Source organism: Streptomyces sp. NBC_00459, from assembly GCF_036013955.1.
In the GTDB taxonomy this organism is placed as follows: domain Bacteria; phylum Actinomycetota; class Actinomycetes; order Streptomycetales; family Streptomycetaceae; genus Streptomyces.
In genome coordinates, this window is record NZ_CP107903.1 from 7,036,946 (window position 1) to 7,051,822 (window position 14,877).

The 14,877-nt window shown below is 69.4% G+C and carries 13 protein-coding genes and 5 tRNA genes; 15 read left to right on the forward strand and 3 right to left on the reverse strand.

Annotation, left to right across the window (positions count from 1 at the left end):
* Nucleotides 1-9: 9 nt before the first annotated feature.
* Nucleotides 10-3,876 carry a sensor histidine kinase gene (locus tag OHN74_RS31215; protein WP_327697902.1) on the reverse strand — a complete coding sequence of 1,289 codons (3,867 nt, stop codon included), beginning with the start codon at nt 3,874-3,876 and terminating at the stop codon, nt 10-12.
* Between the two features lie 608 nt (nt 3,877-4,484).
* Between OHN74_RS31215 and OHN74_RS31220 the strand changes: the two genes are divergently transcribed.
* The 10 genes from OHN74_RS31220 to OHN74_RS31265 all read left to right on the forward strand — a co-directional run bounded on the left by OHN74_RS31220 (nt 4,485) and on the right by OHN74_RS31265 (nt 9,135).
* Nucleotides 4,485-4,673, forward strand: a complete 189-nt coding sequence (locus OHN74_RS31220) for a hypothetical protein (RefSeq protein ID WP_189149967.1) — start codon at nt 4,485-4,487, stop codon at nt 4,671-4,673.
* 209 nt (nt 4,674-4,882) lie between these two features.
* Nucleotides 4,883-5,659: a fumarylacetoacetate hydrolase family protein gene (locus OHN74_RS31225; protein ID WP_327697903.1), complete on the forward strand. Its 777-nt coding sequence runs from the start codon at nt 4,883-4,885 to the stop codon at nt 5,657-5,659.
* Nucleotides 5,652-7,136 (forward strand): glutamate--tRNA ligase, encoded by a 1,485-nt coding sequence (gene gltX, locus OHN74_RS31230; protein ID WP_327697904.1) that lies wholly within the window; start codon nt 5,652-5,654, stop codon nt 7,134-7,136. Before OHN74_RS31225 ends, gltX begins: the two co-directional genes overlap by 8 nt.
* A gap of 121 nt (nt 7,137-7,257) precedes the next feature.
* Nucleotides 7,258-7,767 carry an RICIN domain-containing protein gene (locus OHN74_RS31235; protein ID WP_327697905.1) on the forward strand — a complete coding sequence of 170 codons (510 nt, stop codon included), beginning with the start codon at nt 7,258-7,260 and terminating at the stop codon, nt 7,765-7,767.
* 30 nt (nt 7,768-7,797) lie between these two features.
* Nucleotides 7,798-8,529: an HAD family hydrolase gene (locus OHN74_RS31240; protein WP_327697906.1), complete on the forward strand. Its 732-nt coding sequence runs from the start codon at nt 7,798-7,800 to the stop codon at nt 8,527-8,529.
* Between the two features lie 91 nt (nt 8,530-8,620).
* Nucleotides 8,621-8,692, forward strand: a tRNA-Gln gene (locus tag OHN74_RS31245).
* 49 nt (nt 8,693-8,741) lie between these two features.
* A tRNA-Glu gene (locus OHN74_RS31250) sits at nt 8,742-8,814 on the forward strand.
* Nucleotides 8,815-8,876: 62 nt separating this feature from the next.
* Nucleotides 8,877-8,949, forward strand: a tRNA-Glu gene (locus OHN74_RS31255).
* A gap of 20 nt (nt 8,950-8,969) precedes the next feature.
* A tRNA-Gln gene (locus tag OHN74_RS31260) sits at nt 8,970-9,041 on the forward strand.
* Between the two features lie 21 nt (nt 9,042-9,062).
* A tRNA-Glu gene (locus tag OHN74_RS31265) sits at nt 9,063-9,135 on the forward strand.
* Between the two features lie 93 nt (nt 9,136-9,228).
* Here OHN74_RS31265 and OHN74_RS31270 read toward each other — a convergent pair.
* A complete protein-coding gene (locus tag OHN74_RS31270) occupies nt 9,229-9,870 on the reverse strand; it encodes a MerR family transcriptional regulator (protein WP_327697907.1) in 642 nt (213 codons plus the stop codon).
* A gap of 97 nt (nt 9,871-9,967) precedes the next feature.
* On the opposite strand from OHN74_RS31270, the gene OHN74_RS31275 reads away from it, so the two are divergent.
* Nucleotides 9,968-10,468: a DUF4188 domain-containing protein gene (locus OHN74_RS31275; RefSeq protein WP_327697908.1), complete on the forward strand. Its 501-nt coding sequence runs from the start codon at nt 9,968-9,970 to the stop codon at nt 10,466-10,468.
* Nucleotides 10,469-10,619: 151 nt separating this feature from the next.
* Here the strand turns inward: OHN74_RS31275 and ndgR are convergent, their stop codons facing one another.
* Nucleotides 10,620-11,336, reverse strand: coding sequence for an IclR family transcriptional regulator NdgR (gene ndgR / locus OHN74_RS31280; protein WP_055524291.1), 717 nt, complete (start codon nt 11,334-11,336; stop codon nt 10,620-10,622).
* A 195-nt stretch (nt 11,337-11,531) separates the two neighbouring features.
* Between ndgR and leuC the strand changes: the two genes are divergently transcribed.
* The 4 genes from leuC (at nt 11,532) to OHN74_RS31300 (ending at nt 14,854) form a co-directional block, all read left to right on the forward strand.
* Nucleotides 11,532-12,962, forward strand: a complete 1,431-nt coding sequence (gene leuC, locus OHN74_RS31285; RefSeq protein ID WP_327697909.1) for a 3-isopropylmalate dehydratase large subunit — start codon at nt 11,532-11,534, stop codon at nt 12,960-12,962.
* Nucleotides 12,963-12,968: 6 nt separating this feature from the next.
* Nucleotides 12,969-13,562 (forward strand): 3-isopropylmalate dehydratase small subunit, encoded by a 594-nt coding sequence (gene leuD, locus OHN74_RS31290; RefSeq protein WP_327697910.1) that lies wholly within the window; start codon nt 12,969-12,971, stop codon nt 13,560-13,562.
* A gap of 266 nt (nt 13,563-13,828) precedes the next feature.
* Nucleotides 13,829-14,059 carry a hypothetical protein gene (locus OHN74_RS31295; protein WP_327697911.1) on the forward strand — a complete coding sequence of 77 codons (231 nt, stop codon included), beginning with the start codon at nt 13,829-13,831 and terminating at the stop codon, nt 14,057-14,059.
* Between the two features lie 138 nt (nt 14,060-14,197).
* The gene (locus tag OHN74_RS31300; RefSeq protein ID WP_327697912.1) at nt 14,198-14,854 is read left to right on the forward strand and encodes an HU family DNA-binding protein; all 657 of its coding nucleotides are present in this window, start codon (nt 14,198-14,200) and stop codon (nt 14,852-14,854) included.
* Nucleotides 14,855-14,877 lie beyond the last annotated feature (23 nt).

Sequence of the window (14,877 nt, forward strand, 5' to 3'; positions counted from 1 at the left end):
CTGGCTCAACTATCGCTCCTGCTGGTGAGTGGGGCTGGGGAAGCTGCCCGTCTGGTCGGAGCCGGTACCGGCCTGCCGACCCTGGGCGATGCCCCTACGGAGGTTGGTCAGCCGGCCGCGCACGTCATCGGGCGCACGCGAGACCGCCGGACCGCTTTGGTGCTGTTGCTGCTGAGCCGTACCCGGTACGAGGTTCGCACGCGGGACCCGGCGCGGAAGGCCGGAAGTAGTGACGCCACCGGCGGCCGGCTGGCGGACGCGCTCGGCCTGCCGGACCAGTTCGTCGTTGGGCGAGGTGCGCCAGGAGCCGGTCGCGGCCGGCGCGGTCGCCGGACGCGGGGGAGCCGGCACGGAGGACGGCTGCGAGGGCGCCGAACCGTTGCCGTTGCTCCCGTTGCTGCTGCTGCCGTTGGATGGCGGCTGCTGCCCCTGCTGACCCTGCCCGTGGAACCAGTTGGTCTCCAGGGTGTCGTACAGCGGGGTCCGACCGTCACCGGGACCGGCCGGCGGCAGTGCCTCCGGCTGCGGCGGGCGCGGCGGGACCGGCGGACGGGCGCCGCCGAAGTCCGCGGGGCCACGGCCCGCGCCCGGCTGAGGGCGCTCGAACTGGCCGGTGGACGACGGGTCCTGGCGGCGGGGCACCGGGCCCCGGCCGTCGAAGCCGGTGGGCGCGGGGAACTGGCCGGTCGAGCCGGAGTCGTACCCGGTCGGCACGGGGAACTGGCCCGTCGAACCGCTGTCGTACGACGACGGTGTGAACTGCCCGTTGCCCTGCGGGTTCTGAGGTCCGCCGGGCGGGGTGCCGAAGACGTCCGAGCGGACGTACGACCCGTTGTTCTGCCGGCCGTTGGTGTCGCCGGAGCCGTTGTAGCCGGGCAGCGGGAACTGGCCGGTGTCCGAAGGGCCGCCCGGCCGCGGGGCGTTGAAGTCGGGGCGGGCGAACTCGGAGGTGACACCCGGGTTCTGGAGATCGTCGAGGCGCGGAACCACCGGCATCTCCGACGTCGAGGCCGGGCCGTGCCGGTCGTCGACGCGGGGCATCCGCGAGGTGGAGTCCGGCTCCTCGTGACCGCGCGGGGTGTCCAGCGAGGCACGCGGTACCGGAGGCTGCGCGTTCTCGTCGCTCCAGCTCGGACGCGCCGGCGCGTTGCCACCGGGCAGTTCCGGACGCGCACCGCCCCGGGGCGGGAGCTGCGGACGGCGCCCGCCGCCCTGGCCCTCCCCGCGCTGAGGCGGTACGGGACCACGCGAGCCGCCGAAGGAGTCCTGACGTCCGTTGGTGTTGCCGTTGTTGCCGAAGGCGTCCTGGCCCTGGCGTCCGCCCGGACCGTCACCGAAGCCGCCGGCGGCCTGGAGGCCCTGCGGAGCACCCGGTGCCTGGCCGCCGAAGCCGCCCGCACCCGCGCCCGCCGGAGCCGGCCTGCCGCCCTGCTGAGGAGCACCGGGACCCTGGGGCCCGCGCGGCGCTCCGCCCTGGCCACCCGGGCGACCGCCCGCGTCCCGGCCGGGCAGTGCGGCCCGTGCACCCTGGCCCGAGCCGACCTGGCCGCGCGGCGCGCCACCGGCGCCGAGGAGCCCGCCACCGGCGGGAGCGCCCTGGCCACCGCCCCGGCGAGCCGCGGCCACACCGGCGGCGGCCTGCGCCGCCGCGGGACCGCCCGCGGGGGCACCGCCCTGGCCGGCCTTGCCCGGAGCGGGCTTCTTGCCGCCCTGGGCGACATCGACGGGAAGCATGACCAGCGCGGTCGTACCACCGGAGTCGGACGGACGCAGCTGGATCCGGATGCCGTGGCGCTGCGAGAGGCGGCCGACCACGAACAGACCCATGCGGCGGGAGACCGACACGTCCACCGTGGGCGGCGCGGCGAGCCGCTCGTTGATCGCCGCGAGGTCCTCGGGCGAGAGGCCGATGCCGGTGTCGTGGATCTCGATCAGGACGCGGCCGTCGGGCAGCGCGTGACCGGTGACCTTGACCTTGGTCTGCGGGGAGGAGAACGACGTGGCGTTCTCCAGCAGCTCGGCGAGCAGGTGGACGAGGTCGTTGACGACCCGGCCGGCCACTTCGGTGGTCGGCACGGACGACAGTTCGATGCGCTCGTACTGCTCCACCTCGGAGGCGGCGGCGCGCAGCACGTCCACCAGCGGGACCGGACGGGTCCAGCGGCGGCCGGGCTCCTCACCGGCGAGGACGAGAAGGTTCTCGCCGTTCCGGCGCATACGGGTCGCGAGGTGGTCGAGCTTGAAGAGGGAGGACAGCTGGTCCGGGTCGGCCTCGCGGGACTCCAGTTCGGAGATGAGCGACAGCTGACGCTGGATGAGGCCCTGGGAGCGGCGCGAGAGGTTGGTGAACATCGCGTTGACGTTGCCCCGCAGGAGGGCCTGCTCGGCGGCCAGCCGGACGGCCTCGCGGTGCACGTCGTCGAAGGCCGCGGCCACCTGGCCGATCTCGTCCCGGGAGTGCACACCGACCGACTCGACGGACGTGTCGACGTCCTGCGGGTCGGACTCGGACAGCTGCTTGACCAGCTCGGGCAGCCGGTCCTGGGCGACCTTGGTCGCGGTGTCCTGGAGCCGGCGCAGCGAGCGGATCATGGACCGGGCGACGACGAATGCGCCGACCAGGGAGACACCGAGCACGAGCAGGATCAGCGCACCGGAGATGATCGCTTCCTGCTCGGCCTCGTTGCGCAGCTCACGAGCCTTCTGCTCCATCTCGCTGAGCAGCGTGATCTCGATGGTCTTCATCTGCTGGATCTTCGCCGAGTCGTCGTCGATCCAGTCCTTGTAGGAGCGCTTCTGCAGCCCCTGGATACCTTCCTTGCTGTCCAGGATGCGCTTGGCGTAGACGTCGGCGGCGGTGATCGTCGGGCTGCCGTCGTCGATCGGCTTGAGGAGGTCCTCGGAGCCGTCGCCGTAGATGCTCTTGAAGCTGTCGAGCTCGGAGTCCTGGCTGTTCAGCGCCGACTCGGCGTAGAGCCGGTCGTTCTCCGACAGCTTGCCCTGCGTCTTGTTGTCCTCGGGCAGCGCCGCCGCGATGACCGCGCGCTGGATCGACGCGTACTCCTTGGCCGAGGAGAAGGCGGCCAGTGAGCGCGTACGCGTGATCATCTCGGGGTTGCTGGTCGCCTCGGCCATGTCCTGGGAGAGGTCGAGCAACTGGGTGACGAGCCGGTGGTAGGCCTCGACCGTCTGCGTCGAGTTGTTCCGGTCCTCGAAGGCGTTGCTTCGGATCTCGCTGAGATTGCCGAGCGCGGAGACGAGGCCCACCAGGCTGTCGCGAACACCCTGGAGGTTGCCGCTCTTGCTGGCGGCGTCGATCTCCTCGGAGCCGTCGATGAAGTTGGCGAGGGCCCGGTCGGTCTTGTCGCGTACGCCCTTGACGCTGTAGTCGGTGGCGGGGGCGCCGTGCGCGAGCGGACCGGCCGACTGGTCGCGCTCCTCCTGGAGCGCGGCGGAGAGCTCGGTCGCCTGCTTGGTGATGTCCGTCAGCAGCCGCATGTTGTCGAGCTGCTGGATGTCGTCCATGTTGTCGCTGATGCGCAGCGCGCCGAGCGAGGTCGCCGCGACCACGGGGAGCGCGAGCAGCGAGACCAGACGGGTCGAGATACGCCAGTTGCGCAGGGCTATTCGCGCACCGGGGCCGGTCGAACCCTTGGCGGGCTTCACCGGCGGCGCGGCGGGCGCGGGCCCACCGGTGGCCGAGCCCTTGCCGCCGGGCGCACCACTGCCGAGACGCGCCGACCGCTCGCCGTTGTCGCCGGTCAGAGCTGCCTGGCCCGGGTTCTGGGCGTGCTGGGGGGAGGAACCGTTACCGGCTCCGTTGTGTGGCTCCGGCTCCGCCGAAGCGCTGCCATCCCTCTTGAAACGTCCCTGCACTAGCGTCGCAACCTCTGGACCAGGCGCCCTTCCGCGTGAACGGACGGACGGTGTCGGCGTCTAGGGGGCGCCCTGAAATACGCCCCCCATGGTGGTCGTGAGTAACCCGGCGCGGTTCCCCCTAACGTGCCGCCGCTCGGCGCTGCGTTCGCGCCCCCTGTGCGCCGGCTCGTCATCCCGCGGCGGTTCGTGGAATTCCAGCACAGTGCCGGATCTCCAACAAGGCCAACGGGTCACGGTGTGACGACGATGACGCCTCGTGAGCGTTGTGTCACGAGGCGTAGAAAGCGATTCCCCGCATACCGGACGAAAATCCACGAGTCGCATGGATAGTCCGGGTGTCCAGGTCGCCATGATCAGGAGCGGAATGAGGGCTTCAGTGAAGCAATGTCCGTTTCGTGGAGGGGGGTTGGGGGCCGGAATTGACCCGTTTGCCCATGGATTCGTGAGCAAACTCACATGCTGTTCGGGGGTCTCGATGACCTCCCCGGGGAAGCGCGTGTTTAGCCTGACGCTTTACAGAGATGGCAAATCCGACAACCCGTGCGCGGACGGCGGCTCCCCGCCCGTCCGGGCGCCCGGACACGACAGGGTCGAGGGCTACAACAGTGAAGACGACGACGATGTTCCACAACATCGCAAACCCGCGCCGCACGACGCTGGCGCACCTGACGGACGCCGACGAGCTGACGCCCGTCGAGCAGCCGGAACACTCCGTGGACCTCCCCACCCAGACCGCCAACCCCCGCCGCACCATTCTCATGGACGCCCCCGTCGCGGCCTCCGTCGGGGAGTAGTACGCGCGAGTGCCGCCCGCTGCTCAGGGCGGACCCCGTGAATGTCCGTCTGTCAAGGGCGCCTGTGCCTCCTCGTGTCCGCTCTCCGCAGGGCGGAGGTCCACGAAGGGCTCGGGCGCCCTCGCCATATTGCGCGAGGCGCCCGGCCACGGCGCGTTAGCCTGGACCGTCAGACTCCAGCCGGACCAGCAGAGGGGCGCAGGAATCCCGTGCGCATCGCCAGATTCTCCATCGACGGGAACGTCGCCTTCGGCGCGGTCGAGGGCGACAAGCCGGACGAACTAGTCCTCGACATCATCAAGGGCATCCCGTTCGCCGACTTCGAGCTCTCCGGCACGAAGGTCCCCCTCGACAAGGTCCGGCTGCTGCCGCCGGTGCTCCCCAACAAGGTCGTGGCCTACGGCCGCAACTACGCGGAGCACGCGAGGGAACTGGGCAACGAGGTACCCGACGTCCCGTTCGCCTTCTTCAAGCCGTCCACCTCGGTGATCGGCTCCGGCGACGACATCCGGTACCCCTCCTTCACCGAGGAACTGCACCACGAGGCCGAACTCGCCGTGGTCATCGGCCGGATGTGCCGCGAGGTCCCGCGCGAGCGCGTCAAGGACGTCATCCTCGGCTACACCTGCGCCAACGACATCACCGCGCGGGACGTCCAGAAGCGCGAGAAGCAGTGGGCCCGGGCGAAGGGCTTCGACACCAGCTGCCCCCTCGGCCCCTGGGTGGAGACGGACCTCGACCCGTCCGACCTCACGATCCAGCTCACGGTCAACGGCGAGCAACGCCAACTGGGCCGCACCAGCGAGATGATCCACTCCATCGAGGACCTGATCGTCAACATCACCGAGGCCATGACGCTGCTCCCCGGCGACGTGATCCTCACGGGCACCCCGGCAGGCGTCGGACCGCTCACCGTCGGCGACGAGGTCGCCGTCACCATCGAAGGCATCGGCACTCTCACCAACAAGGTTGTCAAGCGTGGCTAGCGCATCCGACCCCGCCGTCCGAGTACGGTTCTGCCCGTCGCCCACCGGTAACCCCCACGTGGGCCTGGTCCGTACGGCCCTGTTCAACTGGGCGTACGCCCGCCACACCGGCGGCACCTTCGTCTTCCGCATCGAGGACACCGACGCGGCCCGCGACTCCGAGGAGTCGTACGAGCAGCTGCTGGACTCGTTGCGCTGGCTGGGCTTCGACTGGGACGAGGGCCCCGAGATCGGCGGCCCGCACGCCCCGTACCGCCAGTCGCAGCGCATGGACACCTACAAGGACGTGGCGGCCAGGCTCCTGGAAGCGGGCCGCGCCTACCACTGCTACTGCTCGACGGAGGAGCTGGACGCCCGCCGCGACGCCGCCCGCGCGGCCGGCCGGCCCTCCGGCTACGACGGCCACTGCCGCGAACTGACCGACGAGCAGGTGTCGGCGTACACCGCCGAGGGCCGCAAGCCGATCGTCCGCTTCCGGATGCCCGACGAGACGATCACCTTCACGGACCTGGTCCGCGGCGAACTGACCTTCACGGCCGAGAACGTCCCGGACTACGGGATCGTACGAGCCAACGGCGCACCCCTGTACACGCTGGTCAACCCGGTCGACGACGCGCTGATGGAGATCACGCACGTCCTGCGCGGCGAGGACCTGCTGTCGTCGACGCCGAGGCAGATCGCCCTGTACAAGGCGCTGATCGAACTGGGCGTCGCGAAGTCCGTGCCCTCCTTCGGTCACCTGCCGTACGTGATGGGCGAGGGCAACAAGAAGCTCTCGAAGCGCGACCCGGAGTCGTCGCTGAACCTCTACCGGGAGCGCGGCTTCCTCCCGGAGGGCCTGCTCAACTACCTCTCCCTCCTGGGCTGGTCGCTCTCGGCCGACCAGGACATCTTCGCGATCGACGAGATGGTCGCCGCCTTCGACGTGTCGGACGTGAACCCCAACCCGGCCCGCTTCGACCTGAAGAAGTGCGAGGCGATCAACGCCGACCACATCCGGCTGCTGGACGTGAAGGACTTCACGGAGCGCTGCGCGCCCTGGCTCCGCGCCCCCTTCGCCCCCTGGGCGCCGGAGGACTTCGACGAGACGAAGTGGCTGGCGATCGCCCCGCACGCCCAGACCCGCCTGAAGGTCCTCTCGGAGATCACGGACAACGTCGACTTCCTGTTCCTGCCCGAGCCGGCCTCCGACGAGGCGTCGTGGGCAAAGGCGATGAAGGAGGGCAGCGACGCCCTGCTGATCACGGCGAGGGAGAAGCTGGAGGCCGCGGACTGGACCTCCGCCGAGTCCCTGAAGGAGGCCGTCCTGGCCGCCGGCGAGGCCCACGGCCTCAAGCTCGGCAAGGCCCAGGCCCCGGTCCGCGTGGCCGTCACCGGCCGCACGATCGGTCTGCCCCTCTTCGAGTCCCTGGAGATCCTGGGCAAGGAGAAGACGCTGGTCCGCATCGACGCGGCACTGGCGAAGCTGACGGCGTAGCACGGCACCCAAACGCGGGGCGGCGGCCGTGGTCGCCCGCCCCGCGTTGTTCGTGCGGTGGTTATGGCATGTTCACAAATGATTCATGAGGGCGCTCGCCGCTCGCGGAATCGTCGCGATCATGACTTCTCGGAGAAGGACACTGCGAGTCACCGTCCCCGTGGGGCTGGGCGCCCTCATGCTCGCCGCCGCGGGCTCCCTGTCCACCGCGTCCGCCGAGACCTGGTGGTCGTACTCGAACGAGCGCACCGGTGCCTGTATCACCTCGTCGACCGTGAGCGACGCGGTCTGGGGAGCCACCTGCAACGACGCCCTCGACACCCGTAACTGGTCCTGGGGCAGCGACACGTACACCAACGTCTACGGGGTCAACCGCAGGTTCGTTAGCAGGGCCAACGGCGAATGCCTCACCACCGACGAGAAGACCGTCACCAACTCGGTCTGGACCAGCCCTTGCGGGAGCGCGGGCGGGCAGTGGTGGAACGGCGACGACCACAGGTTCCGGAACGCCAACGGCAACTACCTGCGCACCTCCTCCAGCGGTGACGGCCTCTACACCAGCCCGTACAGCGTGGTCGAGCAGTACGGCATCGAACCGTCCCGGTTCACGTGGTGGGGCCAGCACGACTGACCGTTCCGCTCGGGCGGTACCGTCGGTGTCATGACGATCCGAGCCGTGGTCTGGGACATCGACGACACCCTCTTCGACTACACCACGGCGAACCGCGCCGGCATGCGGGAGCAGCTCGCCGTCGAGGGCCTGCTCGACGGGTACGCCACCGTCGAGCAGGCCCTCGACCGCTGGCAGGAGGCCACCGACCGGCAGTGGGCGCGGTTCGCGGCGGGGGAGGTCGACTTCCAGGGGCAGCGCCGTGAGCGGGTGCGGACGTTCCTGGGCGAGGAGCTGACCGACGCAGAGGCCGACGCCTGGTTCGACCGCTACGTCGTGCACTACGAGGCCGCGTGGGCGCTCTTCCCGGACGTGCTGCCCGTCCTCGACCTCCTCGCCGCCAGCCACCGGCACGGGGTGCTCTCCAACTCCAGCCTCCGCGTGCAGGACCGCAAGCTGCGCGTGCTCGGCGTCCGCGACCGTTTCGAGGCGGTCCTGTGCGCGGCCGAGCTGGGTGTCCACAAGCCGGACGCCCAGGCCTTCCACGCCGCCTGCGACGCCCTGGGCCTGTCTCCGGAGCAGGTGGCGTACGTCGGTGACCATCCGGAGATCGACGGACGGGGCGCCGTCGACGCCGGGATGCTGTCCGTGTGGATCGACCGCGGCGGCCCCGGCGGCGCGGAGCAGGCTTCCACCGGCCCGCACCGGATCGCCTCTCTCGCCGAACTCCCCGCGATCCTCGGCGCCGATACCCGTTTTGGAGCGCCGTCCACCTTCGGGTAATGTTCTTCCTGCGCCGCCGGAGAGCGGGCCGAAAGGCCGGGAACCGGGGGTGCAAGCTAGAACAGGAGCTCCGCAGGGGCTCGCGTTCCAGTGGCCTATGGTGTAATTGGCAGCACGACGGTTTCTGGTTCCGTTAGTCTTGGTTCGAGTCCAGGTAGGCCAGCTCGCAGATTGCTTCAAATCTGCACCCGTGGAGATCAGAATCCACACAAGCCCCCGTTGTGTAGCGGCCTAGCACGCTGCCCTCTCACGGCAGTAGCGCCGGTTCGAATCCGGTCGGGGGTACAGATCCTTCCCGGAGGGTCAGACCGGGTCGCACCCGCTGACTCTCATGCAGGATCGCTAGGGCCCCCGTTGTGTAGCGGCCTAGCACGCTGCCCTCTCACGGCAGTAGCGCCGGTTCGAATCCGGTCGGGGGTACGATTTACTCTAAATCGCCTTGGTCTATGGTGTAATTGGCAACACTACGGTTTCTGGTACCGTCATTCTTGGTTCGAGTCCAGGTAGACCAGCTCAGATCCACTCAAGATCTTGCCCCCGTTGTGTAGCGGCCTAGCACGCTGCCCTCTCACGGCAGTAGCGCCGGTTCGAATCCGGTCGGGGGTACGTCAGGCACAGTGGCCCTCCGCTTCGGCGGGGGGCCATTCTGCATGTGCGGTCATGTGTGGGCGTCCTGCGGCCACGTGCCCAGGCGCCCGCCTACAGCCCGTACCGCCGCGCCGACTCCTCCTCCTGGGCCAGCCGGTGCAGTGCCGTGAGCACCGGTTCGAAGAGCACGGTCGCCGCGACCGCCGTCTCGACCCGCTCCGCGTCCGACGCGTGCGTCTCCAGATAGTCCAGGTCCCGTCTCGCCACCTGGTGCATCAACTCCGCGTACGGCGCCATCAGTTCGGCGTCCCAGGGATACCCCAGCCGGATCAGCGCGGCCACCGCCACCACCAGCGAGCGGTGCACGGGGGAGAGAGGGCTCAGCTCACGCGCGGTCTCCCAGCCGAGGCTCGCCAGCAGTCGGTCCACCTCCCGGCGGGCGGCGACCACGGCGGGGTCCTCCTCGTCCGGCTCGGCGCCCTGCGGCAACGCCCACAAGGCCGCGCCCAGGCGGATCGTGCGGCCCAGGGAATCGTCGTCGACGTGGCCGAGCACCTCACGGGCGGTGGCGACCGGGATACGGCCCACCTGGATCAGCGCACGCACCAGTCGCAGTCGGCGCAGATGACCCTCGTCGTACTCCGCGGTCGTCGTGTTGATCTGCCGGCCGGGCGCCAACAGCCCCTCGCGCAGGTAGTACTTGATCGTGGCGGTGGACACACCGCTGCGCTCGCTCAACTCGGCCAGCCGCATGCCTTGTGCCTTTCCTCGGACAACGGCACGATCCAAGCACGCGGTGGTCGGATAGTGCCGCTAGCCAACGGGACGCGGTCCCGACGGGGGAGGTTCCATGTTCGCGAAGCCCAACGCGGGCCGTACGACAGCGGCAGCCGAGGGGGATGTCGTCGTTCTGCTCATCGGAATGCGCATCAACCATTTCTGGGCCGTGCATCACTGGCTCCCGGTGTTCACGGCCATGCCGCGGATGCTGCGGGAGCTGACGAAGGATCCTTCGCGCGGGCTGCTGAAACACGTGATGCTGACGGCGTCGCCACGGACGTACTACGTCGTCCAGTACTGGGAGTCCAAGGAGAAGCTGTACGCGTACGCCTCGGCGTCGGACATGTTCCATCACAAGGCGTGGGGTGCCCTCAACCGCAAGGAGCGGGAGGGGAAGGTTCGGCAGCATGTGGGGCTGTGGCACGAGACGTATGTGGTGCCTGAGGGGTCGTACGAGTCGATCTACGCGGACATGCCGGCGTTCGGGCTGGCGGCGGCGCACGGGGTGTTGCCGGTGGAGCGGCGGGGGCGTACCGGTAAGGAGCGGTTTGCTCATCGGTCGGCGCCGTAGGGGTTCTGTTGTGGGGCGGGTGCGGGTGCGCTGTGGCTGGTCGCGCGGTTCCCCGCGCCCCTGAAAGCAGGCGGCTGTCCCTCGGTGCGTTTGTCAGTGAAGGCTCGCCGCGGCGTTGAGGCTGGCCTTCTCCTGACGTTCGTACCCTCTGTCAGCCTGTGCGGCGCAGGGCCTCCGACAGGCGGGCCGCCGCGTCGATGACCGCCTGGGCGTGCATACGGCCGGGGTGGCGGGTCAGGCGTTCGATCGGGCCCGAGACGGAGACGGCGGCCACCACGCGGTTCGACGGGCCCCGGACGGGGGCGGAGACCGAGGCGACGCCCGGTTCGCGCTCGCCGATGGACTGGGCCCAGCCCCGGCGGCGCACGCCCGACAGCGCTGTCGCGGTGAAGCGGGCGCCCTGGAGACCGCGGTGCAGACGCTCCGGCTCCTCCCACGCCATCAGGATCTGGGCCGACGAGCCCGCCTTCATCGTGAGCGTCGAGCCGACCGGGACCGTGTCCCTGAGGCCCGAGAGGCGCTCGGCCGCGGCGACGCAGATGCGCATGTCGCCCTGGCGGCGGTAGAGCTGCGCGCTCTCGCCCGTCAGATCGCGGACATGGGTGAGAACCGGGCCGGCCGTCGCCAGGAGGCGGTCCTCGCCCGCTGCCGCCGCCAGTTCCGCCAGGCGGGGGCCGAGAATGAAACGGCCCTGCATGTCGCGCGCCACCATGCGGTGGTGTTCCAAGGCCACGGCGAGACGATGTGCCGTGGGTCGTGCCAGTCCGGTCGCCGCGACCAGACCCGCGAGGGTGGCCGGACCGGACTCCAGAGCGCTCAGGACAAGGGCTGCCTTGTCCAGAACGCCGACGCCGCTACTGTTGTCCATGAAACGATACTCGCGTCTCACTCTGTGAAACGCAAGTTCATTTTCCGGTGGAACGCGCCACTCTGGAAGACACAGCGGCCCGCCGACCAACGGGCCCGGCGGCGGATGCCCGGACAAGGGGTACGGGCGGTTCGCCTCCACAAGATCTCTATCTAGATGGGCCGGCGCCCACACAGGCCGGCCGGAGGGAAAGCGATGGGTAGGACACTCGCGGAGAAGGTCTGGGACGACCACGTCGTCCGGCGCGCCGAGGGCGAGCCCGACCTCCTCTTCATCGACTTGCACCTGCTGCACGAGGTGACCAGCCCGCAGGCCTTCGACGGTCTGCGCCAGAACGGCCGTAAGGTGCGGCGCCTCGACCTCACCATCGCGACCGAGGACCACAACACCCCGACCCTCGACATCGACAAGCCCATCGCCGACCCGGTCTCCCGGGTCCAGCTGGAGACGCTGCGCAAGAACTGCGCCGACTTCGGTGTGCGGCTGCACCCGCTGGGCGATGTCGAGCAGGGCGTCGTCCACGTGGTGGGACCGCAGCTGGGGCTGACCCAGCCGGGCACCACCGTCGTCTGCGGCGACTCCCACACCTCCACGCACGGCGCCTTCGGCGCGCTGGCGTTCGGCATCGGCACCTCGCAGGTCGAGCATGTGCTGGCCACCCAGACGCTGCCGCTGGCCCGACCCAAGACCATGGCCATCACGGTCGACGGCGAACTGCCCGACGGAGTCACCGCCAAGGACCTGATCCTCGCCATCATCGCGAAGATCGGTACGGGCGGCGGCCAGGGCTACATCCTGGAATACCGCGGTTCCGCCATCGAGAAGCTCTCGATGGAGGCCCGGATGACCATCTGCAACATGTCGATCGAGGCCGGCGCCCGCGCGGGCATGATCGCCCCCGACGAGACCACCTTCGAGTACCTCAAGGGCCGCCCCCACGCGCCCGCCGACGCGGACTGGGACGCGGCGGTGGAGTACTGGAAGACGCTGCGCACCGACGACGACGCGGAATTCGACGCCGAGGTCGTCATCGACGGCGCCGCGCTCGCGCCGTTCGTCACCTGGGGCACCAACCCCGGCCAGGGCGCGCCGCTTTCGTCGTCCGTCCCCGACCCTGCTTCGTACGAAGACGCTTCGGAGCGCCTCGCCGCCGAAAAGGCCCTGGAATACATGGGGTTGGAGGCCGGGCAGTCGCTGCGCTCCATCAAGGTGGACACCGTCTTCGTAGGTTCGTGCACCAACGGCCGCATCGAGGACCTGCGCGCCGCCGCCGCCATCGTCGGGGGCCGCAAAGTCGCCGACGGGGTACGGATGCTGGTCGTCCCCGGCTCGGTGCGGGTCGGTCTGCAGGCCGTCTCCGAGGGCCTGGACGTGGTCTTCAAGGAGGCCGGCGCCGAATGGCGGCACGCGGGCTGCTCGATGTGTCTGGGCATGAACCCCGACCAGCTGGCCCCCGGTGAGCGCTCCGCGTCCACCTCCAACCGCAACTTCGAGGGCAGGCAGGGCAAGGGCGGCCGCACGCACCTGGTGTCGCCGCAGGTCGCCGCCGCGACGGCCGTACTGGGCCATCTGGCCTCCCCGGCCGACCTGTCCGACGCCGATGCCCGTACGCCCGCTGGAGTCTGATCAGCCATGGAAGCATTCACCACGCACACCGGCCGGGCCGTCCCGCTGCGCCGCAGCAACGTCGACACCGACCAGATCATCCCTGCTCACTGGCTCAAGAAGGTCACGCGGGACGGGTTCGAGGACGGATTGTTCGAGGCCTGGCGCAAGGACGAGAACTTCGTCCTCAACCGGCCCGAGCGCAAGGGCGCGACGGTCCTGGTCGCCGGCCCCGACTTCGGTACGGGCTCCTCGCGCGAGCACGCCGTCTGGGCGCTGCAGAACTACGGCTTCAAGACCGTCATCTCGTCGCGCTTCGCCGACATCTTCCGCGGCAACTCGCTCAAGAACGGCCTGCTCACGGTGGTTCTGGAGCAGAAGATCGTGGACGCGCTGCAGGTGCTGACGGAGAGCGACCCCGAGGCCGAGATCACGGTCGACCTGGAGGCCCGCGAGGTGCGCGCCGAGGGCATCACCGCGGCCTTCGAGCTCGACGAGAACGCCCGTTGGCGGCTGCTGAACGGGCTGGACGACATCTCCATCACCCTGCAGAACGAGGGCGAGATCTCGGCGTACGAGGCGAAGAGGCCCTCGCACAAGCCGTGGACGCTCAAGGTCTGAGCCGGAAGGCCCTTCGCAAGTAGGGTTTCGGCCACTGCAACACCCCGTCTGTACCCCCGATCGCCACGATTGGGGGTACAGCTGTTTCTGCCTCCGGGCCCTCTTGCGCACCACGCCAGGACCTCCCAACTTCCCATGTTAGAAAGGGTGTTGATGGGGTACGCGGGTCTTGACACATCGACGTCGAGGTGGACACGGAAGGCCGTTTGAGGCGGCAGTTGCCCCCTGAGCAGGCGACAACTCGCCCCAGATGGCACAATCTGTGCATGGAACGCGACGGCCAACTCGAGCTCTACACGGCGGTCGCGGCCCAACTGAAGGAAGCGCACACAAGAGTGCGCGCACTGCAAGTCCCGGAGGGCGTACGGATGGCGCTGACCCGGAAGCTGCTGGTCATTACGGCCGCGGCCAAGCACGATCTCGCCGACGCGACAAGGCGGCTGGAACGCTTCACGGCGGACCTCGACGAGGGTCGAATCCCCGACGAGGACCGCTGAGGAACTCCGTGACAGCCCGAGTTCGTTGCGGCACAAGGGTGATTAGCCCGTTTCGTGTTTGATTTGCGGTATATATCTGCCTAACGTGCGAAAAAGCTTGAACACTTTCGTTCTGGCAATGTCTCCGAAGGGGAAGACGTGAACAAGGCGCAGCTCGTAGAAGCCATTGCGGACAAGGTCGGTGGCCGTCAGCAGGCCGCCGAGGCGGTCGACGCGGTCCTGGACGCCATCGTCCGCGCGACGGTCAGCGGGGACCGGGTCTCGGTCACCGGCTTCGGATCCTTCGAGAAGGTCGACCGCCCGGCCCGTTACGCCCGCAACCCGCAGACGGGTGAGCGGGTTCGGGTCAAGAAGACCTCCGTCCCCCGCTTCCGTGCGGGCCAGGGCTTCAAGGACCTGGTGAGCGGCTCGAAGAAGCTCCCGCGTGGCGGCGAGGTCGCGGTCAAGAAGGCGCCCAAGGGCAGCCTGACCGGCGGCAGTGCTGCCGCAACGGTCAAGAAGGCCGCGGCGAAGAAGGCCACCACCGCCAAGAAGGCGACGGCCGCGAAGAAGACCGTGGCCAAGAAGGCGACGCCGGCGAAGAAGACGACGGCGACGGCGAAGAAGACCACGGCCAAGAAGACCACGGCCACGGCGAAGAAGACCACGGCCAAGAAGACCACGGCCACGGCGAAGAAGACCGCCGCGAAGAAGGCCCCGGCGGCCAAGAAGGCGACGGCGGCGACCAAGGCCCCGGCCCGCAAGTCGGCGGCTCGCACCACCACCGCCAAGAAGGCCACCGCCCGCACCAAGTAGGGGCGCAAGGGCACTCACGCGCC

Bases quoted from the DNA above. Each gene is read 5' to 3' on its own strand.
- OHN74_RS31235 (WP_327697905.1), top strand. From the start codon at position 7,258: ATGACTTCTCGGAGAAGGACACTGCGAGTCACCGTCCCCGTGGGGCTG.
- OHN74_RS31240 (WP_327697906.1), top strand. From the start codon at position 7,798: ATGACGATCCGAGCCGTGGTCTGGGACATCGACGACACCCTCTTCGAC.
- OHN74_RS31270 (WP_327697907.1), bottom strand. From the start codon at position 9,870: ATGCGGCTGGCCGAGTTGAGCGAGCGCAGCGGTGTGTCCACCGCCACG.
- OHN74_RS31275 (WP_327697908.1), top strand. From the start codon at position 9,968: ATGTTCGCGAAGCCCAACGCGGGCCGTACGACAGCGGCAGCCGAGGGG.
- ndgR (WP_055524291.1), bottom strand. From the start codon at position 11,336: ATGGACAACAGTAGCGGCGTCGGCGTTCTGGACAAGGCAGCCCTTGTC.
- leuC (WP_327697909.1), top strand. From the start codon at position 11,532: ATGGGTAGGACACTCGCGGAGAAGGTCTGGGACGACCACGTCGTCCGG.
- leuD (WP_327697910.1), top strand. From the start codon at position 12,969: ATGGAAGCATTCACCACGCACACCGGCCGGGCCGTCCCGCTGCGCCGC.
- OHN74_RS31295 (WP_327697911.1), top strand. From the start codon at position 13,829: ATGGAACGCGACGGCCAACTCGAGCTCTACACGGCGGTCGCGGCCCAA.